A 19,602-nucleotide genomic window follows, 5' to 3' on the forward strand; every position below is an offset into this window, starting at 1 on the left:
CTCAGCCTACTCGGGAGGCCTGGGCGCCGCGGAGCATCCCGGAACGGCTGGGGGACGGCTCTCCGGTAGGCTGGGGATGCTCCGGCATCGGATCGGGGCCCCGCGCCTGTGCATGGAGAAACGGCGTGGATCCATCATCGAGGCGGGCCCCTCGATCCTCGACGGGCCGCCGGACAGGCAGTACTGCAGTGACGACTTTCGCCGAACTCGGCATCGATCAGGACATCGTCGACGCCCTCGCGGCCAAGGGCATCGTGGACGCGTTCCCCATCCAGGAGCAGACGATCCCGCTGGGCCTTCCCGGTCAGGACATCATCGGCCAGGCCAAGACCGGCACCGGCAAGACCTTCGGATTCGGCATCCCCGTCGTGCAGCGCCTCGGCCTGAACCCGGAGCCCGGCGTGAAGGCGCTCATCGTCGTGCCGACCCGCGAGCTCGCTGTGCAGGTGTACGAAGACATCGACCTGCTCACCTCAGGCCGCTCGACCAGCGTGGTCGCCATCTACGGAGGCAAGGCGTACGAGGGCCAGATCGAGCAGCTCAAGGCTGGCGCGCAGATCGTCGTCGGCACCCCTGGTCGCCTCATCGACCTCGCCGGCCAGCGTCTGCTCGACCTCTCGCACGCGACAGAGGTCGTGCTCGACGAGGCCGACAAGATGCTCGATCTCGGCTTCCTCCCCGACATCGAGAAGATCTTCGCCAAGGTTCCCGCGATCCGCCACACGCAGCTGTTCTCGGCGACGATGCCCGGCCCGATCGTCACACTCGCGCGCCGCTTCATGTCGAGCCCGATCCACATCCGCGCGAACGACCCCGACGAGGGGCTCACGCAGGCGAACATCCGCCATCTCGTGTACCGGGCGCACTCGCTCGACAAGGACGAGGTCATCTCGCGCATCCTGCAGGCCGAGGGCCGCGGCAAGACCGTGATCTTCACCCGCACCAAGCGCGCCGCGCAGCGTCTGGTGGACGAGCTCGGCGACCGCGGTTTCAGCGTCGGCGGCGTGCACGGCGACATGGGCCAGGAGCAGCGCGAGCGCTCGATGGCCGCGTTCAAGGCGGGTAAGCGCGACGTGCTCGTCGCCACCGACGTCGCCGCCCGCGGCATCGACGTCGACGACGTCACGCACGTGATCAACCACACCATCCCCGACGATGAGAAGACCTACCTGCACCGCGCGGGGCGCACGGGCCGTGCGGGCAAGACGGGCATCGCCGTGACGTTCGTGGACTGGGAGGACCTGCACAAGTGGGCCCTCATCAACCGCGCACTCGACTTCGGCCAGCCCGAGCCGATCGAGACCTACTCGTCGAGCCCGCACCTGTACACCGACCTCGACATCCCCGAGGGCACCAAGGGCCGGCTGAACACGGCTCCCAAGACGCAGAGCACCAAGACCCGCCGTCCGGAGAAGGCCGCCGACGCCGCGGAGAAGCAGGGAGATGGAGGAACGACTCGCCGCCGTCGCCGCCGTCGCCGCGCGGAAGATGCCGAGCACGTCGGCGCGAGCTTCGTCGAGGGATCCGACAAGGGCTCTTCCGACGACGCGCAGAACGCCGCCGACCGGGATGCCGACGGGGCCGGCACGCACGACGGCCAGGGCGCCGAGCACCACGACGGCAAGTCGGCTCCTCAGCGCCGCCGCCGACGTCGCCGTCGCGGCAACGGGTCAGGCGCGGCCGGGGCCCCCGCCGGAGCCTGAGCCTCGCGAAAGCGCTGAACCTCGCGGAGACAGGGTCATCGCGAACCCGGCCGCACCGGGTCGCTCAGCCGTAGACCGGTGAGCTCCCCCGCCCGCGGTCGATGATCCGTTGCACCATCTCGTCGTCGGTCGTGTTCTCACCCGGCAGGTTGGGCTTGCCCGTGCCGTGGTAATCGCTGGATCCGGTGATGATGAGGTCGTGCTCGGCGGCGAAGGAGCGCAGCCGGCGCTTGCCCGCGGCGGTGTTCTCACGGTGCTCGATCTCGACGCCGCCCAGGCCCGCCTCGACGAGGTCGGTGAACAGCCGCTCCGATCCGCTGGCTCGCCCGGAGGTGAGGGGATGCGCGATCACCGCCACGCCGCCCGCGGCGACCACCAGCCGCACGGCGTCGCGCGGATCCGGCGCGTAGTGAGGCTCGTAGTATCCCGCCCTCGGGTGCAGGATGCCGTCGAAGGCCTCGCTCCGATCGGCGACGATCCCGCGGGCGACGAGCGCGTCGGCGATGTGCGGGCGGCCGATCGTCGCATCCCCCGTGGTCTGCGCGAGCACGTCGTCCCAGCTGAGCGCGTGGTCGCGAGAGATGCTGCGGACGATCCGTTCGGCGCGCCCGGCCCGGTCGTCGCGGATGCGGGCGAGCTCACGTCCGAGCGCGTCATCGGCCGGATCGAAGAGATATGCCAGCACGTGCACGCTTCGCCAGCCGTCGCGCGTGGACAGCTCCATGCCGGGGATGAGCGTCATCCCGAGTCGGCGCGTGGCGCCGGCCGCCTCATCCCATCCGCTCGTCGTGTCGTGATCGGTCAGCGCCATGGTGCGAACACCCGCCTCGAAAGCCGACTGCACGACGTCGGCCGGGGTCTGCGTGCCGTCCGAACGGTTCGAGTGCAGGTGCAGATCGCTCGGCCCGTGAAAGCGCCGCCGCGCCGTCGTACTCCCCGCCACGGTGTCCATGACTCCCGAGCGTAGCGAGCCCGACGCTCCCGGCGTGTCCATCACGCCGGGCCAGATCCCTCACAGGCGGCTCGCCTAGGCTCGGGGGCGATGTTTCGGCTGCTGGGAGTACTCGTCACCGTGCTGTTCGCGATCGGCACGGCGATTGTCACGTGGCCGCAGTTCTTCCATCTCGAGCAGACCTTCCCGGTCACTCAGCTCGTGGCATCGCGAGGGCTGCTGGTGCTCGGCTACCTGGCCGTCTTCGTGCTCGCCCTGCTTCTGCTCTTCGCCCGGCCGCTGCGCGGGTTCGCGGCCTCGATCGCGATCGTGGCCCTGCTTGGCGCCGGGGCGTCGATCGCCGTGTCGATGATGCGCGGAGTCGACGCCGGCGCACTGCCCGACAAGAGCGAGGGCAGCGTGCGCGTGCTGTCGTGGAACACGTCGGGCGAGGCCGTCACGGCGGACGAGATCGCCCGGACGATCCTCGACGAAGGCGCCGATATCGTGACCCTTCCCGAGACGAATGAACAGGTCGGCGAGCAGATCGCGCTGCAGCTGCGCGAGCAGGGGCACCCGATGTGGGTGCACCACGTGCAGTTCCGGCCCGACGTCGAGCGCGGGCCGGACTCGTGGCAGACCACGATCCTCATCTCCCCCGAGCTCGGCGACTACTCGGTGATCGAGGCATCGGCCGACGGATCGAGCAACACCAGCTCGGTGCCCAGCGCCGTGGTCATGCCCGTCGATGGCGAGGGACCGACGGTGGTGGCTGTGCACGCCGTGGCCCCTCGGCCCGACGACATGGGCGGCTGGCGCGACGATCTGCGCTGGATCGCGGATCAATGCCCCGGAGGGAATGTGATCCTCGCCGGGGACTTCAACGCCACCCTCGATCACATGGCGGGGCTGGGCGTCGACGGAGGCGACATGGGCGCCTGCCTGGACGCCGCCTCGCGGTCGAGTGCAGGAGCGATCGGCACGTGGCCGACGAACATGCCCGAGCTCATCGGAGCCCCCATCGACCATGTCATGGCCACGGCGCAGTGGCGGGCGGCCGGGTCGCGCGTGCTCCCCGCATCCGGAGACGGCAGCGATCACCGCGCGCTCGTCGTGCAGCTCGAGCCCGCGGACTGAGGGTGCGGGCTGACCGACTCGGGTCGATTCCGTCGAAACGACTCAGCGGCGCATTCGGACGATGAGCGCGGCGATGAGCCGCCAGCCCACGAGCAGCAGCAGAAGCGTCAGCGTGGCGACGATGACGAACGGCAAGGCCGCTCCGGCGCCGGAGAGCAGTCGCAGCAGCATGCCGCCCGCGACCGTGACGACCCAGACGGGGATACCGGTGCGAACGGGTGATGCCGGAGCGCGCCAGGCCAGCGACAGGAGCCATCCGGCGGCGAGTGCGGCGAGGAATGGCCATGCCGTCTGCAGCACACCGGCCGGATCGAGCGCCTCCGCGTGACTGGCGCGGCCGATCGTGGCGAAGACGATCACGAGCACGGCGTCGAGGAGGCAGGCGAGCGCGATGCGACTCGCCGCAGGGCGGGGGCGGATGTCTTCACTCATGTCGCCCCGACCCTATCCCTTCCGCCCCGCCGCGGGAGAGCGGATGGTGAGACAATCGGAGGATGAGCACGGGAGAACGCGACACGATCGCCACAGACACCGCCGAGCCGCAGTCCGCCGCCGAGTCGACCGCCGAGACGGCCGGAGCCGACAAGCCCGCCACGACGAGCACGAACCGGCGCCAGCCCTTCCCGCAGGGGTTCCTCGACACGATCTCGGAGGGGTGGGCCGAGCGCCCGGAGTCGTTGCCGGCGGCTCGTGCGCAGGCCCCCTACGCTGCCGCGCGCCGTGCGAAGCTCTCGGCCGCGTTCCCCGGTAAGCGCCTTGTGATCCCGGCTGGATCGTACAAGCAGCGCAGCAACGACACCGACTATCCGTTCCGCGCCCACTCCGCCTTCGCGCACCTCACCGGATGGGCGACCGAGGCCGAGCCCGATTCGATGCTCGTGTTCGAGCCGACCTCGTCCGACGCCGACGGCGAGAGTCACGAGGTGACCCTGTACTTCCGCGAGCGCGCCGACCGCACCACGAGCGAGTTCTACTCGGATGCGACGATCGGCGAGTTCTGGATCGGCCCGCGCCCGTCGCTGGCCGGCGTCGCCGCCGATCTCGCGATCGCCACGGCGCACCTCGACGATTTCGCCGCAACGGACGGCGACCTCGTCGTCGGCGCGGATGACGACCTCACCCGGTTCGTGTCCGAGCTGCGCCTGGTGAAGGACGAGTTCGAGATCGCCGAGATGCGCGGCGCCGTGGCCGTGACGGCCGCGGGTTTCGACGACATCATCCGCGATCTCCCGCGCGCCGTCGCGCATCCGCGCGGTGAGCGCATCGTGGAAGGCGTGTTCCATCAGCGCGCCCGCAGCGACGGCAACTGGGAGGGGTACGACACCATCGCCGCGGCCGGACCGCACGCGTGCTACCTGCACTGGACCCGCAACGACGGCGCCGTGCTCCCCGGCGACCTCATCCTCATCGACGCCGGCGCCGAGGCCGACAGCCTCTACACCGCCGACATCACGCGTACCCTGCCCGTGTCGGGAACGTTCACCGAAGTGCAGCGTCGCGTCTACGAGACCGTGCGCGAGGCCGCGGACTCCGCTTTCTCCGCCGCACGCCCCGGCGTGAAGTTCCGCGAGGTGCACGAGGCCGCGATGCGGGTGCTCGCGACGCGCACCGCGGAATGGGGGATCCTGCCCGTGACCGCCGAGGAGGCGTTGGACGCCGACAAGGGCGGCCAGCACCGCCGCTACATGGTGCACGGCACGAGTCACCACCTCGGGATCGACGTGCACGACTGCGCACAGGCGCGTCGCGAGATGTACTACGACGGCATCCTCGAGCCCGGCATGGTGTTCACGATCGAGCCGGGACTGTACTTCCAGATCGACGACCTCACCGTGCCCGAGGAATTGCGCGGCATCGGCGTGCGCATCGAGGACGACATCCTCATGACCGCCGACGGACCGGTGAACCTCTCGGCGGACATTCCGCGCACGGCCGACGACGTCGAGGCGTGGATGGCGCGGCTGCAGGGCTGAGCCCCCGCCGTGCACCCGGACCAGCTCGCACTCGATCAGGAGACAGCCGCGGCACTGATCCGGTCGGTGCTGCCCGGGACGTCGCTCCGCGACGTGCGCGCCTTGTCCACGACGGGAACGGAGAATGCGCTGTTCCGCATCGGCGCCGACCTCGTCGCGCGCTTTCCGCTGCGGCCCGCCGAAGAGGATGCGGTGCGTCGAGAAGCCGACGCGCTGAACGCGTTCGCGGCACGATGCCCCGTGAACGCGCCTCGGGGCGTCGCGGTGGGCGCACCGTCCGACGCGTACCCCTCATGGTGGTCGGTGCAGACCTGGGTGGAGGGCGAGCATCCCGAAGGGACCGGGCCCGAGCCTCTTCTCGCCGACGATCTGGCCGATCTCATCGTCGCATTGCGCGCAGTCGACACCGGCGGCCGAGTGTTCGACCGACGCGGCCGCGGCGGCACTCTGCCCACCCACGACGAGTGGGTGGGCGAATGTCTGGCACAGAGCACTGGCCTGTTCGACGTCGGGCATGCGCGGGCGCTGTGGGAGGTGCTGCGCACGCTGCCGGATCCGACTCACGACGCGATGTCGCACCGCGACCTGACGCCGTTCAATCTGCTCGTCTCAGGACAGTCCGGCAGGCATCGTCTGGCGGGCGTCCTCGACGGCGGTGCATTCGGCCCTGCGGATCCGGCGCTCGACCTGGTCGCCGCCTGGCATCTGTTCGAGGCGGGCGATCGCCGGCGGCTCCGCACGCGCCTGGGCTCCGATGACCGGGAGTGGCGTCGCGGCGCGGCGTGGGCGTTGCAGCAGGCGCTCGGGCTGGGCTGGTATTACGCCAAGACGAACCCGCCGATGTCGCAGCTGGGACTGCGCACGATGGGCCGACTGCTCACCGATCCCGAGTTGAGGAGGCTGACGGCATGAGGCCCCGCGCAATCACACGTGCCGGCCTGGCATCGGTCGTCGCGGCCGTCGGTCTCGTCGCCTGGGCCGAGTGGGTCGATGCGCGCAGCAGCCGGCGGATGCTCGGCACCGGCGCACGAGGGCGTCACGACGCGCTGCGGAGGGAGGCGGTCGTCGTGCTCGGGTACGGCAACCGCGGACCGCGGGCGAACCTCATCAATCGCTTCCGCGTGCGGGCCGGTCTCCGCTCGATCGATCCGGCTGCCGAGAGCACCCTCGTGCTGTGCGGCGGCACCGTCGAGGGCCCGGAGCCGGAGGCCGTGATCCTCGCACGCTTCGCCCGCGACGAGTGCGGCTACACCGGAGCGCTCGTGCTCGAAACGGAGAGCCGGTCGACGTGGCAGAACATCCGCAACGCGATCCCCCTCATCGAGGATGCCGACGCGATCAAGATCGTCTCCAACGCGCCGCACGCCCTCGTCGGCCGCGAGTATCTGCACCGGTTGCGCCCCGACCTCGCCGCACGCCTTGTCGCCGGCGAAGAGCACCGCCTCGGCGAGGTCGTTCCGATCAAGATCGTCGCGGCCCTGCGGATGCTGTGGTTCCGCCTGAGATCGCGGGACTGAGAAGTCTCTCGCTTCCGTCGGCCCATTCACCCTCGGCCTTCAACCGACGACGTCGCGGATGAAGGACGAGACCGTCGGCGCGAGAGACGCGCCGACCTCGGCGGGCGGGCGCTTTGCCCCCTTCACCTCGAACGAGTGCCCGCCGCCCTCGAACCATTCGATCCGGGCATCCTGGCACGACGCCACCGCGTCTTCGAACTGCGACAGCGGCTGGATGAACGGGTCGTCGGTGCCCTCGACGAACAGCTGCGGCACCGCGACGACCGGGAGGTGCTCTACGCGCGGCTTCTCGGGCTTTCCGGGGGGATGCAGCGGGTAGCCGAGGTACACGAGCGCATCGACGGGCATGCCCTCGGCCACGGCCATCGACGCCATCCGGCCGCCGTACGACTTGCCGCAGGCGATCACCCGCCCCGCACTGCGCTCGCGGATCGACTCGATCACCGCCCGCCAGGCGAGCACGGCGTGTGCCGCGGGCCCGGGCATGCGACGCCCGGCTTCCGCATAGGGGAAGTTGAACCGGAGCGTGGCGAAGCCCTCCGCGCGCAGTGCGGCGGCGAAGCCCGCGAGGAACGGATGATCCATGCGCGCCCCCGCGCCGTGCGCGACCGCGACGACGGACGCGGACGCGTCGCCGCCGGAAGGCGCGCCGAACACAGCAGACACCTCGACGGCGCCGGCCGGCAGCGGAACGCGAACAGTCAGCAGCTCTTCGTCGGTCGCAGGAGACTTCATGCGACCGAGCTCACGCGCGCGAGGAGGACTCGCCGTCGGCGTGCGGCCCGTCGGCGCCGGACGATGCATCGCCTGTCGACGCGTCACCGCTCGACGGTGCGTCAGCCGTTCCCCCGTCGGCCGAGGGCTTCCCCGTCGCGGGTTCTTCACGCGCCGGCTCTTCGGAGACGTCGGCGGCAGGAGCCGTCGCCGCCGCTTCCGCAGCCGGGATCGTCGGCGGAGGCGGCGGTGCCGCAGGCACGCGCTCGCCGTAGCGCGGCGGTTCGGTATCGCTCGACGCCGCGGCCGGTGCCGTCGCACCATCGGTCCGAGCCTGTGCTGTCGCGCCATCGGTCCTGGCCTGTGTCGGCGCGCCCGCTGCCTGCGTCGATCCGGCGGGAAGACGCTCACCGTACCGGGGCGGCTCGTCATCGGCGGGGACCGGGCGCGCGGCCGGCGGTGGCGCCGTGCGGCCCAGCGCCTGACGCGCCTTCGACAGCGAGCTCGGCATCACCGTCACCTCGTAGTGGTCGGCGGAGAGCTGTGTGACGCTCGCGTAGTCGCGGCGCCGACGCACGATCGCGTATGTGACCAGGCTCATGATCATGCCGACGGCGACGCCGACGAAGAGCACACCGACGAACGTCTGAATCGGAGCCGCGGGGTTGCCGAACACGAAGAACGCCGCCAGCAGCAGACCGATGAGCACGCCGTTGATCGCGCCGGAACGCGCCGCGGCCGCGTAGCCCAGACGGCCCGTGACCCGTTCGATCGTGCGCACGCCGATTCCGACGATCGCGATCTCCCGCGCGGGGATCTCGGCCGTGATGAGCGTGGACACGAGCTTCTGCGCGGCCTCGTACTCGCGCATCGACGCGATCGTCTCACCGATCTCGTCGGCGCCGGCAGGACGGTTCATCAGGCTCATGATGCCATTGTCCCACGCACGACTCCGGGCCGGCCGGACGCGGCGGGCGGGCCGACATCCGCCGCGTCCTCCCCGGTGCCGGACACTACGCTGGGGTACATGAGCACACAGCGGGTTTTCGTCGCGCGCCTGGCCGGGTGCGCCGTGTTCGACCCCGCAGGCGACCGGCTCGGAAAAGTCCGGGATGTCGTCGTCGTGTATCGAAATACCGCCGCGCCGCGCGTGATCGGTCTCGTGTGCGAGATCCCGGGCCGGCGCCAGGTGTTCCTGTCGATCGGGCGGGTCACCTCGATCAGAACGGGCCAGGTCATCACGACCGGCCTGATGAACGTGCGCCGCTTCAAGCCGCGCAACGGCGAGGTGCGCGTGATGGCGCAACTGATCGGGCGACGCGTGGACTTCACCGATGGATCGGGGACGGCGGTCATCGAAGACGTCGCGATCGAGCCCAACCGGCTCGGCGAATGGTCGGTCGGGCAGCTCTTCCTGCGCAAGCCCAAGACGAGCGCCTCACCGTTCGCGAAAGGACCGACGACGTTCTCCGCGTGGGACGAGGTGCGCGAGCAGCAGCGTCCCGGAGAGGCGCAGTCGGCCGAGCAGCTGGTGGCGACCTTCTCCGAGCTGCGCCCCGCCGACCTCGCCAACACGCTGCTCGATCTGCCTCAGCAGCGCCGTATCGAGGTGGCCGAGGGGCTTCCCGACGAGCGCCTCGCCGATGCGCTCGAAGAGATGCCGGAAGACGAGCAGATGCACATCCTCGACCGTCTCGGCGACGAGCGCGCGGCCGACATCCTCGATCAGATGGAGCCCGACGACGCCGCCGACCTGCTCGCGCAGCTGCCCAAGGGGCGCCTGGAGCAGCTGCTCGGGCTCATGGAGCCCGACGAGGCGCAGGATGTGCGGATGCTGCTGCGCTATAGCCCCGACACCGCGGGCGGCCTGATGACGCCCGAGCCGATCGTGCTGTCGGCGGATGCGACCGTCGCCGAGGCGCTCGCGCTCATCCGCCGCCACGAGCTGCACCCGGCCCTGGCGGCCGCCGTGTTCCTCACGCTGCCCCCGTTCGAGACGCCCACGGGGCGCCTTCTCGGCGTCGTTCACTTCCAGCGCATGCTGCGCTACCCGCCGCATGAGCGCCTGGGCGCCATCGTCGACGACTCGCTCGAGCCCGTGCCGGTGACCGCGTCGGCCGCCGAAGTCGCCCGCATGCTGGCCAGCTACGACCTCGTCTCGCTGCCTGTCGTCGATCAGGCGCATCGCCTGGTGGGGGCGATCAGCGTCGACGACGTGCTCGACTACCTGTTGCCCGAGGACTGGCGCTCGCACGACGCGGATGAGGATCTTCCCACCGTCGGGGCCGCAGGATGATGGCCCGGCAGAACGCGGCGGCCGGCTTCGACGCCCCCCGTCGCGGAGGGTCGGTGCGGCCGCGCTCGTCGTACTCCCGCGATCGCTTCGGGCGCTTCACCGAGTGGGTGGCACGTGCCATGGGCACCCCGATGTTCCTCGTGCTGCTCACTGTCTTCTGCGCGCTCTGGCTGGCATGGAACACGATGATGCCGGAGTCGTGGCGCTTCGACAGCGCGGCCAACGGCTTCACCGCGCTCACCCTCATGCTCTCGCTGCAGGCGTCGTACGCCGCCCCGCTCATCCTGCTCGCGCAGAACAGGCAGGACGACCGCGACCGCGTGCAGATCGAACAGGATCGCCAGCGCTCCGAGCGCAACCTCGCCGACACCGAGTACCTCGCTCGCGAGATCGTGGCGCTGCGGATGGCCCTGGAGGAGAGCAACGCCCAGGCCGTCACCCGTGAGACGCTGCGGCACGAGCTCAAGAGCGCGCTGTCGGAGCTGCACGAGGAGTCGCGCGAGCAGAACGCGCCGGAGCAATCGTGACAAGTGCCGAAGCGCCCTCGGCCGAGGCCGTGCGGCGGGCCGTGGGCGCCGTCGTCGACCCGGAGCTGCGTCGCCCGCTCGCCGAGCTCGACATGCTCCGCGAGATCGCCGTGACCGACTCGCCCGACGGCCATGTCGCCCGCGTCGGCATCGCTCTGACGATCGTCGGATGCCCGGCTGCGACCCGCATCGAGAACGATGTCCGCGCCGCCGCGGCATCCGTACCAGGCATCGCCGGCGTCGACGTGCGGGTGGGCGTGATGACCCCGGAGGAGCGCCGTGCCCTCACCGAGAGGCTGCGCGGTGGACGCGCCGCGCGCACGCTGCCGTTCGGCCCGGACTCCCTCACCCGCGTGATCGCCGTGACCAGCGGCAAGGGCGGGGTCGGCAAATCATCGGTCACCGCCAACCTCGCCGTCGCGCTCGCCGCCCGAGGACTGCGCATCGGCCTGATCGACGCCGATGTGCACGGCTTCTCGATCCCGGCGCTGCTCGGCATGGTGCACGACGGCCGCGCCCCTCAGCCCACCCGCATCGACGACCTCATGCTGCCGCCGATCGCCTTCGACGTGAAGACGATCTCCATCGGGATGTTCCTCCGCGACGGAGAAGCCGTCGTCGCCTGGCGCGGCCCGATGCTGCATCGCACGGTGCAGCAGTTCCTCACCGATGTGCACTTCGGCGACCTCGACATCCTGCTCATCGACATGCCCCCTGGGACCGGCGACATCGCCATCTCACTGGGCCAGCTGCTCCCCCATGCCGAGGTCCTCGTCGTGACCACCCCGCAGGAAGCGGCCGCCGAGGTCGCCATCCGCAGCGGCCTGGTGGCGCGGCAGACGGGCCAGCGCATCATCGGGGTCGTGGAGAACATGACGGCAATGACGATGCCCGATGGCACGATGCTGAACCTGTTCGGCGCCGGCGGCGGCGCGGCTGTGGCAGAGGCGCTCACGGCCGCGGCGCCCGACGCGGATCCGGTCGCCGTCCTCGCCTCGATCCCACTCAGCTCCGCGCTGCGCGTGGGGGGCGACGACGGCGATCCGGTCGTGCTCGCGCATCCCGACGACCCGGCATCACGGGCGATCCAGTCGCTCGCCGATGCCGTGGAACACCGCGGCCGCGGATTGGCGGGGCGCTCGTTGTCGGTCACCCCGCGCTGAGGTCAGGTCGCCTCAGGATCGAACGGCGGCGGCTCCTCGGCACTGAACTCCTTCGGCGGCGCGGATGCCGGCTTCGCCGCGAGCGCGGCCGGCGCCTTCACCGCGGGCTTCGCCGGTGCCTCCTCGATCAGGGCATCGCGGATAATCCGGCGCGGGTCGTACTGGCGGGGGTCGAGCTTGCGCCAGTCGAGCTCGTCGATCTCGGGGCCCACCTCGTCGCGCATGCGCTGCTTGGCGCCGCGCATGTACTCGCCCGCGTTGCGCACGAAGCGCGCGAACTGCTCCGCATAGCGCGGCAGCTTCTCAGGGCCGATGATGAAAGCGGCGATCACCCCGATCAGCAGCAGCTTCTCGAAGGTGATGCCGAAGAACATGTCATAAGGCTACCGCCGCGCCTGCCGTTCTCGCGCACTCCGAACGCTTACTCTGGAGAACGTCTCCCGCGCCCGCCCTCCCCCACGTGCGGAGAGACCCGGAGAGGATCATGAGCGAGCAGGATGCCAACGCACGCTACGTGCGCGAGGTCGTCGTCGAGCCCGACGCGATCGCCCGCGCCCGTGCGCACGCCGTCGAACTCGGCGCCACCCCGCTGAGCGCCGCCATCGGGGCGCAGTGCGCCGTGCTCGCCGCGGCGACCGGAGCCAGGAGCATGGTCGAGATCGGCACGGGCGCCGGGGTCTCGGGTCTGTGGCTGCTGCGCGGCGCACCGAAGGCCGTGCTCACCTCGATCGACAACGAGCCCGAGCACCTCGCCGCCGCCCGCACGGCATTCCACGACGCGGGCATCGCTCCGACGCGCGCGCGGTTCATCACCGGCCGCGCCGCCGATGTGCTGCCGAGGATGAACGAGGCCGCCTACGACATCGTGCTCGTCGACGCCGATCCGGAGAACGTCATCGAGTACGTCGAGCACGGTCTGCGCCTGGTCCGCACCGGCGGCACCGTGCTGGTGCCCCGCGTGCTCGCCGGAGGCCGGGTGGCCGACCCCGTGCAGCGCGACGCCGTCACGGCGGCGTACCGCTCCCTCATCCAGGAGACCCAGCGGTCGACGGCGGTGCTCGTCGCACTGTCGTCGACCGGCGAGGGTCTGCTGCAGCTGACCAGCATCGCCGACGCCTCCGACGGAACGTAGACGTGTGGAGGGGCTGCGGTTCGGCGAACCGCAGCCCCTTCGTACTTCATTCGGCGTGTCAGGCCGCGTCGACGACGGCACCCAGCACGTCGTGAAGCTCCTTCGCCTCGGCGTCGTTCACGGAGACGACCAGTCGGCCGCCGCCCTCGAGGGGAACACGGACGATGATCAGCCGCCCCTCCTTCACGGCCTCCATGGGTCCGTCGCCGGTCCTCGGCTTCATCGCTGCCATCGCGGTGCTCCCTTTCCTCGGTGGTCTCCCCCACCATTGTATAGAGGCGCGGGGGTCACTCGTCGCGGGCGGTGTCAGGGCACCCGCCAGAACGTGTCTCCCATGGCGTAGACGTTCCAGATCCAGAGCCACTGCAGAGCCAGTCCGAGCGCGAGCACGCCGACGCGCAGCATCCGCGTCGCACGCGCGCTCCCCCGCGGCGCGGCCACCGCTCCCCAGAGCGGGCTCAGCGGAACCAGCAGGCGCAGCGTGGAGGACTGCGGGAAGAACACGGCCAGCAGGTACAGGGCGTAACTCGCCGACCACAGTCGCAGCTCGGGCCCGAGCCGCCGCACGCCCGGACCGCGCAAGAGCACCCCGCCGAACCCGGCCACGAGCAGCACCAGCACGACCACGCCCAGCCACGGCGGCAGGCCCCAGAAGGCGAACCAGAACTGCGCGGCCGAGACCCAGCCTTCGAAGGGCAGGAACCCGGTCGTCTCACCCGTGCTCCAGTTGCGCCGCCACGCCAGCTCGGTCTCCAGGTACGCCCCGGGATCGCCCGTGACGATCCCGGCGATGACCTGCCAGGCGAAGCCGACCGCGACGGCGAGTGCACCCAGCGCGAAGAAGTGAACGATCTCCCGGCTCGAGAGCGGGTCGGTTCGGCGACGCCACCAGCGCAGCGCGAGGACGAGCCCCAGCATCAGGGCGAAGGCGAGCACTCCCGGTCGCACGAACCCCATGACGGGGATGATCGCGTAGAGCAGCCCGTACCGGCGTCGGACGAGCGCGTCGAGGCCGAGGAAGAGCAGCAGCAGGAAGGCCGATTCCGCATAGCCCACTTGGAAAAGGGCGCCCAGAGGGCCGGCGGCGAAGAAGACGACCGCCCAGAACGCCGCGATGCGGCCGGTCCGCGGCGCGAGCAGTCGGAACAGCACGAGGCAGGCGAGGTAGCCGCACAGCAGCGACACGATCACGGCGCCCACACCCCAGCTGCCGAAGAGCGATCCCACGGCGTTCGATGCCCAGGCGTACAGCGGCATGAACGCCCAGGCGTTCTCCCCCACGCCCTGCGCCGTCGTCGGCAGGGTGCTCGGATAGCCGTTCACGGCGATGTACCAGTACCACTGGGCGTCCCATCCGAGCGAGAGATCCCCGACCGTCGCCGCGGCGCCGAACCGCGAGCCCGCCGTGGATGCCGACGCCGCGGCGACCAGCATCAGCGCCGTGACCGCCCGTGCGGTCACGTACACGAGCGCGATCGACAGGGCGCGGGGCATCCGCACGAGCGCGCGTGTCATCTCAGGCTCCCGCTGCGCCGCCCGTGCCGCCGGTCAGCCAGGCGCGGAGCCCCTCCTCGACGGCGATGATCTGCGCCAGCGGCACGCGCTCCTCGTCGTGGTGGGCCAGGTGCGGGTCGCCGGGACCGTAGTTGACCGCCGGGATGCCCAGCGCCGAGAATCGAGCGACATCCGTCCAGCCGTACTTGGGTCGGGGCGTCGCGCCCACGGCGGCGACGAAGCCCTGTGCGAGCGGCGCATCCAACCCGGGTCGGGCGCCGGCCGAGGCATCCGTCACCTCGACGGGAAAGCCCGAGAACACGCTGCGCACGTGCTCCACGGCCTGCTCGACGCTCTTGCTCGGGGCGAAGCGGTAGTTGACCTCCACCTCGCAGGCGTCGGGGATGACGTTTCCCGCGATGCCGCCGGTGATGCGCACGGCGTTGAGCCCTTCGCGGTAGACGAGCCCGTCGACCTCCACATCGCGCGGACGGTACTCGGCCAGCCGGGCGAGGATCGGTGCGGCACCGTGGATGGCGTTCTCGCCGATCCAGGCCCTGGCGCTGTGCGCGCGCACGCCGCTCGTGCGCACGACCACGCGCAGGGTGCCGTTGCAGCCGCCCTCGACCTCGCCGTCACTGGGCTCACCGAGGATGGCGAAGTCTCCGGTCAACAGCTCGGGATGCTCCGCGGCGAGCAGCCCGAGCCCGTTGCGCGAGGCCGCGACCTCCTCGTTGTCGTACCAGATCCAGGTGACGTCCAGCGCGGGATCGGCGAGCTCGACGGCGAGCTTGAGCTGCACGGCGACGCCGGCCTTCATGTCGACGGTGCCGCGCCCCCACAGGTGTTCGACGCCGTCGACGAGGACGTCGCGTGTGGGCACGTTGCCGTTGATGGGGACGGTGTCGATGTGCCCTGCGATCACGGCGCGCCGGTCTCTGCCGAGCTCCGTGCGAGCCACGATCGTGTTCCCGTGGCGGGTCACGCGGAGGTGCTGGTGCCCCGCGACGGCGTTCTCGATGAGGTCGGCCAGCACGGCCTCCTCACCCGAGACGCTGGGAACATCGCAGATCGCCCTGGTGAGCTCGACGGCGGAGAGGGTGGGATCGAGCGGCATGCGAACCAGCCTATGACCTCGGCACCTGTGGAACGGTCCGAGTGCCCCTCCGCGCTTCGGTAGCGTGGAGGGCATGAGCGACGCGCGCACCGCATGGGGTATCGGCCTGACCACGATCGCCGGAGACGGCACCGTCCTGGACGCCTGGTATCCGCAGGTGGGGCTCGGCGCGCTGCCCGAGAGCGACACCGCCGAGCTGGAGACGCAGACCGGGCCCGACGAGCGCCGCAACGTGCGCGTGGAGCTTGTGACGCTCCGGATCGACCTGGACGCTCCTGCCGCCTCGACCGCCGACGCGTACCTGCGCCTGCACGCCCTATCGCACCTGCTCGTGCGGCCGAACGAGGTGAACCTCGACGGCATCTTCTCCCACCTGCCGATCGTCGCCTGGACCAACGCCGGGCCGATGCACCCGGCCGATGCGAACCGCCTGCAGGCGCGGATGCGCCGCGACAGCATCCAGGTGCAGGGGCTCGACAAGTTCCCGCGCCTCACCGACTACCTCCAGCCCGAGGGCGTGCGCATCGCGGATGCGTCGCGCGTGCGCCTGGGCGCACACCTGGCCCCCGGCACGACCGTCATGCACGAGGGCTTCGTGAACTTCAACGCCGGAACCCTCGGCCCCGTCATGGTCGAGGGCCGCATCTCGCAGGGCGTCGTCGTCGGCGCGAACAGCGACATCGGCGGCGGGGCCTCGATCATGGGCACGCTGTCGGGTGGCGGCACCGTGCGGGTCTCCATCGGCGAGCGCACTCTGCTCGGCGCGAACGCCGGTCTGGGGATCGCCCTCGGCGACGACTGCATCGTCGAGGCGGGACTGTATGTGACCGCGGGATCGAAGGTCGTCCTCGTCGACGGGCCGAAGACCGCCGACGGCGGACGCCGCACGGTCAAGGCCGCAGAGCTGTCGGGCGAGAACGGGCTGCTGTTCCTGCGCAACTCCGTCACGGGAGCCGTCGAGGCCCGCCGTCGCACAGGGGCCGGTGTCGCGCTCAACGAGGCGCTGCACGCCTGATATCCGCCCCTGCCCGACGCTCGCCCTGCGAGCATGCAGGTTCGTCGACGCGAGCACTGCTAGGCTCGGGGGGTTGCCTCACGGCAGCTGCGTCGTCGTCACGGGTCTTCCCTGACCGCATCCCCTGTTGGCGTTTCGAACGGCGAAATCTGCGCACATCCGTGCGTTCGCCCACCCAACGATCTCAGGCGCTCCGCGCCACCTGGAGTATGACCATGCCTTCCTTCCTCGAACTCGGCGTGCCCGCACGCCTGGCCGACGTCCTCGCCGCAGACGGCAAGACCGAGGCCTTCGCCATCCAGCGCGACACCCTGCCCGACTCGCTCGCCGGACGCGACCTGCTCGGCCGCGGTCGCACCGGCAGCGGCAAGACCATCGCGTTCGCGCTCCCCCTGGTGGCGCGCCTGGCCGACTCGGCCCGCAGGACCCGGCCCCAGCATCCGCGCGGCCTCGTGCTCGCACCCACCCGTGAGCTCGCGACCCAGATCGCCGCGACCGTGCGCCCGCTCGCCGAGGCGGCGGGCCTGCGCGTCACCACCGTGTTCGGCGGTGTGAGCCAGCGTCCGCAGGAGCAGGCACTGCGCGGCGGCGTCGACATCGTCGTCGCCTGCCCCGGCCGGCTGGAAGACCTCATGAAGCAAAAGCTCGTCTTCCTCGACGCCGTCGAGGTGGCCGTGCTCGACGAGGCCGACCACATGGCCGACCTCGGCTTCCTCCCCGGCGTCACCCGCATCCTCGCGGCCACGCCTCCCGGCGGGCAGCGCCTCCTGTTCAGCGCCACGCTGGATCGCGGCATCGACACGCTCGCCAAGCGATTCCTGTCGAAGCCCGTCAGCCACGAGGTCGACGAGGCGAGCGTTCCGGTCGGCGAGATGACGCACCGGGTGCTCCTCGCCGACGACGCAGACCGCAAGAAGACCCTCGTGCACGATCTCGCCTCCGGCACCGGTCGGCGCATCCTGTTCACGCGCACCAAGCACCAGGCGAAGAAGCTCGCCAAGCAGCTGACCTCGTCGGGCATCCCCGCCGTCGACCTGCACGGCAACCTGTCGCAGAATGCCCGTGAGCGCAACCTCGGCGCGTTCTCGTCCGACCCCGCCGACGGCGGCGTGCGCGTGCTCGTCGCCACCGACGTCGCCGCCCGCGGCGTGCACGTCGACGACGTCGACCTCGTCGTGCACGTCGACCCGCCCGTCGAGCACAAGGCGTATCTGCACCGCTCCGGTCGCACCGCGCGCGCCGGCGCTGCCGGAACCGTCGTGACCGTCGTGCTACCCGAGCAGCGTCGCGATGTGAAGGATCTGCTGCGCAAGGCGAAGATCAGCGCTCCGCTGGAGCCGGCGACCGCGGATGCCGTCGAGGTGCTCGTCGGCGAGCGCGCGCCGCATGTGAAGCCTGCCCCGCCGCAGCAACAGGTTCGTCAGCAGCCGAAGAAGGCCGGGCCCGCCGCAGGTGCTCCCCGCTCGGGCGATGCCTCCCGGCGGCGGCGCCGCCGTCGTCCGCAGGGCGGCCAGGGGCAGCAGCAGGGCCGCCCTGCCCGCACCGGCGGCCGCTGAGCCCGTTCAGCGGGTCGGGAACGACCGTTCCGGGGAGCCCGTGTACAGCTGCTGCGGACGGCCGATCTTCGTCTGCGGATCCAGTTGCAGCTCGCGCCACTGGGCGAGCCAGCCGGGCAGGCGCCCGATCGCGAACAGCACGGTGAACATGCGCGTGGGGAAGCCCATCGCCTTGTAGATGACCCCGGTGTAGAAGTCGACATTCGGGTAGAGGCGACGTTCCTGGAAGTACTCGTCGGCGAGCGCGATCTCCTCGAGCTCCTTGGCGAGATCCAGCAGCGGATCGGTGACGCCCAGCTCGGCGAGCACCTCGTCGGCGGCCTCTTTGACGAGCTTGGCACGCGGGTCGTAGTTCTTGTAGACCCGGTGGCCGAAGCCCATGAGCTTGACGCCCTCCTCCTTGTTCTTGACTCGCTCGACGAAGCGCTGCACGCTCTGACCCGACTCGCGGATCTGGGCGAGCATCGTGAGCACGGCCTCGTTCGCCCCACCGTGCAGGGGTCCCGAGAGCGCCTGGATGCCGGCGGAGATGGAGGCGAACTGGTTGGCGCCGGTCGAGCCGACCAGTCGCACGGTGGAGGTCGAGGCGTTCTGCTCGTGATCCTCGTGCAGGATCAGCAGCAGCTCGAGCGCCTTCGACATGACGGGGTTGATCTCGTAGGGCTCGGAGAGCACGCCGAAGTTGAGTTTGAGGAAGTTGTCGACGAAGCTCAGCGAGTTGTCGGGGTACAGGAACGCCTGCCCGACGCTCTTCTTGTGCGCGTAGGCGGCGATGACCGGGAGCTTGGCGAGCATCCGCACGGTGTTGAGCTCGACGTGCTCCGGATTGTGCGGGTCGGACTCGTGCTCGTAATAGGTCGACAACGCGGCGACGGCCGAGGAGAGCACCGACATGGGATGCGCGTTGTGCGGCAGGGCCGAGAAGAAGCGCTTGAGGTCTTCGTGCAGCAGGGTGTGCCGGCGGATGCGGTCGTCGAAGTCGGCCAGTTCGGAGGCTGAGGGCAGCTCGCCGTAGATGAGCAGCCAGGCGGCCTCGAGGTATGTGCAGTTCTTCGCCACCTGCTCGATCGGATAACCGCGATAGCGCAGGATCCCCTCATCGCCGTCGATGAAGGTGATGTTCGACTTCGTCGATGCGGTGTTGACGAATCCGTAGTCGAGTCCTGTGAAGCCGGTCTGCTTCGTCAGCGTCGAGAAGTCGATGCTGTTGGCGCCCGCTGTGCCGCGAACGACCGGGAACTCCGCAGCGGTCTCGCCGATCGTGAGAGTGGCCTTCGTCTGCTGGTCTCCCGCTGCACTCACGTGGACCTCCTTGTACGTGTACGCG

At 70.6% G+C, this 19,602-nt stretch carries 20 protein-coding genes; 11 read left to right on the forward strand and 9 right to left on the reverse strand.

The window, feature by feature from the left end; all coding sequences use genetic code 11:
* Nucleotides 1-188: 188 nt before the first annotated feature.
* Nucleotides 189-1,703 (forward strand): DEAD/DEAH box helicase, encoded by a 1,515-nt coding sequence (locus BKA02_RS00305; protein ID WP_179430203.1) that lies wholly within the window; start codon nt 189-191, stop codon nt 1,701-1,703.
* 64 nt (nt 1,704-1,767) lie between these two features.
* Here the strand turns inward: BKA02_RS00305 and BKA02_RS00310 are convergent, their stop codons facing one another.
* Complete coding sequence (locus tag BKA02_RS00310) at nt 1,768-2,655, reverse strand: PHP domain-containing protein (RefSeq protein ID WP_179430205.1); 888 nt, start codon at nt 2,653-2,655, stop codon at nt 1,768-1,770.
* A 90-nt stretch (nt 2,656-2,745) separates the two neighbouring features.
* Between BKA02_RS00310 and BKA02_RS00315 the strand changes: the two genes are divergently transcribed.
* The gene (locus BKA02_RS00315; RefSeq protein WP_179430207.1) at nt 2,746-3,771 is read left to right on the forward strand and encodes an endonuclease/exonuclease/phosphatase family protein; all 1,026 of its coding nucleotides are present in this window, start codon (nt 2,746-2,748) and stop codon (nt 3,769-3,771) included.
* Between the two features lie 42 nt (nt 3,772-3,813).
* On the opposite strand, the gene BKA02_RS00320 is transcribed toward BKA02_RS00315, so the two are convergent.
* Nucleotides 3,814-4,203, reverse strand: a complete 390-nt coding sequence (locus BKA02_RS00320) for a DUF3054 domain-containing protein (RefSeq protein WP_179430209.1) — start codon at nt 4,201-4,203, stop codon at nt 3,814-3,816.
* A 62-nt stretch (nt 4,204-4,265) separates the two neighbouring features.
* Between BKA02_RS00320 and BKA02_RS00325 the strand changes: the two genes are divergently transcribed.
* Genes BKA02_RS00325 through BKA02_RS00335 form a run of 3 tightly spaced genes read left to right on the forward strand, consistent with a single transcriptional unit; the run spans nt 4,266 to nt 7,261 of the window.
* Nucleotides 4,266-5,744 (forward strand): aminopeptidase P family protein, encoded by a 1,479-nt coding sequence (locus tag BKA02_RS00325; RefSeq protein WP_179430211.1) that lies wholly within the window; start codon nt 4,266-4,268, stop codon nt 5,742-5,744.
* Nucleotides 5,745-5,753: 9 nt separating this feature from the next.
* Nucleotides 5,754-6,656: a phosphotransferase gene (locus tag BKA02_RS00330; protein WP_179430213.1), complete on the forward strand. Its 903-nt coding sequence runs from the start codon at nt 5,754-5,756 to the stop codon at nt 6,654-6,656.
* A complete protein-coding gene (locus BKA02_RS00335) occupies nt 6,653-7,261 on the forward strand; it encodes a YdcF family protein (RefSeq protein WP_179430215.1) in 609 nt (202 codons plus the stop codon). Before BKA02_RS00330 ends, BKA02_RS00335 begins: the two co-directional genes overlap by 4 nt.
* A gap of 39 nt (nt 7,262-7,300) precedes the next feature.
* Here BKA02_RS00335 and BKA02_RS00340 read toward each other — a convergent pair whose 3' ends face one another.
* Complete coding sequence (locus BKA02_RS00340; RefSeq protein WP_179430217.1) at nt 7,301-7,996, reverse strand: alpha/beta hydrolase family protein; 696 nt, start codon at nt 7,994-7,996, stop codon at nt 7,301-7,303.
* Nucleotides 7,997-8,006: 10 nt separating this feature from the next.
* Entirely contained in the window at nt 8,007-8,903 is an 897-nt protein-coding gene (locus tag BKA02_RS00345; RefSeq protein ID WP_179430219.1) for a YflT domain-containing protein, read from the reverse strand.
* A 99-nt stretch (nt 8,904-9,002) separates the two neighbouring features.
* Between BKA02_RS00345 and BKA02_RS00350 the strand changes: the two genes are divergently transcribed.
* Genes BKA02_RS00350 through BKA02_RS00360 form a run of 3 tightly spaced genes read left to right on the forward strand, consistent with a single transcriptional unit; the run spans nt 9,003 to nt 11,961 of the window.
* Nucleotides 9,003-10,271 carry a magnesium transporter MgtE N-terminal domain-containing protein gene (locus tag BKA02_RS00350; protein ID WP_179430221.1) on the forward strand — a complete coding sequence of 423 codons (1,269 nt, stop codon included), beginning with the start codon at nt 9,003-9,005 and terminating at the stop codon, nt 10,269-10,271.
* Nucleotides 10,271-10,798, forward strand: a complete 528-nt coding sequence (locus tag BKA02_RS00355; protein WP_179430223.1) for a DUF1003 domain-containing protein — start codon at nt 10,271-10,273, stop codon at nt 10,796-10,798. Before BKA02_RS00350 ends, BKA02_RS00355 begins: the two co-directional genes overlap by 1 nt.
* A complete protein-coding gene (locus BKA02_RS00360) occupies nt 10,795-11,961 on the forward strand; it encodes a P-loop NTPase (RefSeq protein WP_179430225.1) in 1,167 nt (388 codons plus the stop codon). Before BKA02_RS00355 ends, BKA02_RS00360 begins: the two co-directional genes overlap by 4 nt.
* A gap of 2 nt (nt 11,962-11,963) precedes the next feature.
* Here BKA02_RS00360 and BKA02_RS00365 read toward each other — a convergent pair whose 3' ends face one another.
* A complete protein-coding gene (locus tag BKA02_RS00365; protein WP_179430227.1) occupies nt 11,964-12,335 on the reverse strand; it encodes a twin-arginine translocase TatA/TatE family subunit in 372 nt (123 codons plus the stop codon).
* A gap of 110 nt (nt 12,336-12,445) precedes the next feature.
* Between BKA02_RS00365 and BKA02_RS00370 the strand changes: the two genes are divergently transcribed.
* The gene (locus tag BKA02_RS00370) at nt 12,446-13,093 is read left to right on the forward strand and encodes an O-methyltransferase (RefSeq protein WP_179430229.1); all 648 of its coding nucleotides are present in this window, start codon (nt 12,446-12,448) and stop codon (nt 13,091-13,093) included.
* A gap of 58 nt (nt 13,094-13,151) precedes the next feature.
* Here the strand turns inward: BKA02_RS00370 and BKA02_RS00375 are convergent, their stop codons facing one another.
* From BKA02_RS00375 to dapE, 3 genes are all read right to left on the reverse strand, one after another.
* Nucleotides 13,152-13,325 (reverse strand): DUF3117 domain-containing protein, encoded by a 174-nt coding sequence (locus tag BKA02_RS00375; protein WP_179430231.1) that lies wholly within the window; start codon nt 13,323-13,325, stop codon nt 13,152-13,154.
* 74 nt (nt 13,326-13,399) lie between these two features.
* Complete coding sequence (locus BKA02_RS00380) at nt 13,400-14,608, reverse strand: hypothetical protein (protein WP_179430233.1); 1,209 nt, start codon at nt 14,606-14,608, stop codon at nt 13,400-13,402.
* Between the two features lies 1 nt (nt 14,609).
* The gene (gene dapE / locus BKA02_RS00385; RefSeq protein ID WP_179430235.1) at nt 14,610-15,704 is read right to left on the reverse strand and encodes a succinyl-diaminopimelate desuccinylase; all 1,095 of its coding nucleotides are present in this window, start codon (nt 15,702-15,704) and stop codon (nt 14,610-14,612) included.
* 73 nt (nt 15,705-15,777) lie between these two features.
* On the opposite strand from dapE, the gene dapD reads away from it, so the two are divergent.
* Nucleotides 15,778-16,719 carry a 2,3,4,5-tetrahydropyridine-2,6-dicarboxylate N-succinyltransferase gene (dapD, locus tag BKA02_RS00390; protein ID WP_179430237.1) on the forward strand — a complete coding sequence of 314 codons (942 nt, stop codon included), beginning with the start codon at nt 15,778-15,780 and terminating at the stop codon, nt 16,717-16,719.
* A 209-nt stretch (nt 16,720-16,928) separates the two neighbouring features.
* Nucleotides 16,929-18,275, forward strand: a complete 1,347-nt coding sequence (locus BKA02_RS00395) for a DEAD/DEAH box helicase (RefSeq protein ID WP_246285943.1) — start codon at nt 16,929-16,931, stop codon at nt 18,273-18,275.
* A 6-nt stretch (nt 18,276-18,281) separates the two neighbouring features.
* Here the strand turns inward: BKA02_RS00395 and BKA02_RS00400 are convergent, their stop codons facing one another.
* A complete protein-coding gene (locus BKA02_RS00400) occupies nt 18,282-19,577 on the reverse strand; it encodes a citrate synthase (RefSeq protein ID WP_179430241.1) in 1,296 nt (431 codons plus the stop codon).
* Nucleotides 19,578-19,602: the final 25 nt, after the last annotated feature.

Origin of the sequence: Microbacterium pseudoresistens, assembly GCF_013409745.1 — a bacterium.
Lineage (GTDB): Bacteria > Actinomycetota > Actinomycetes > Actinomycetales > Microbacteriaceae > Microbacterium > Microbacterium pseudoresistens.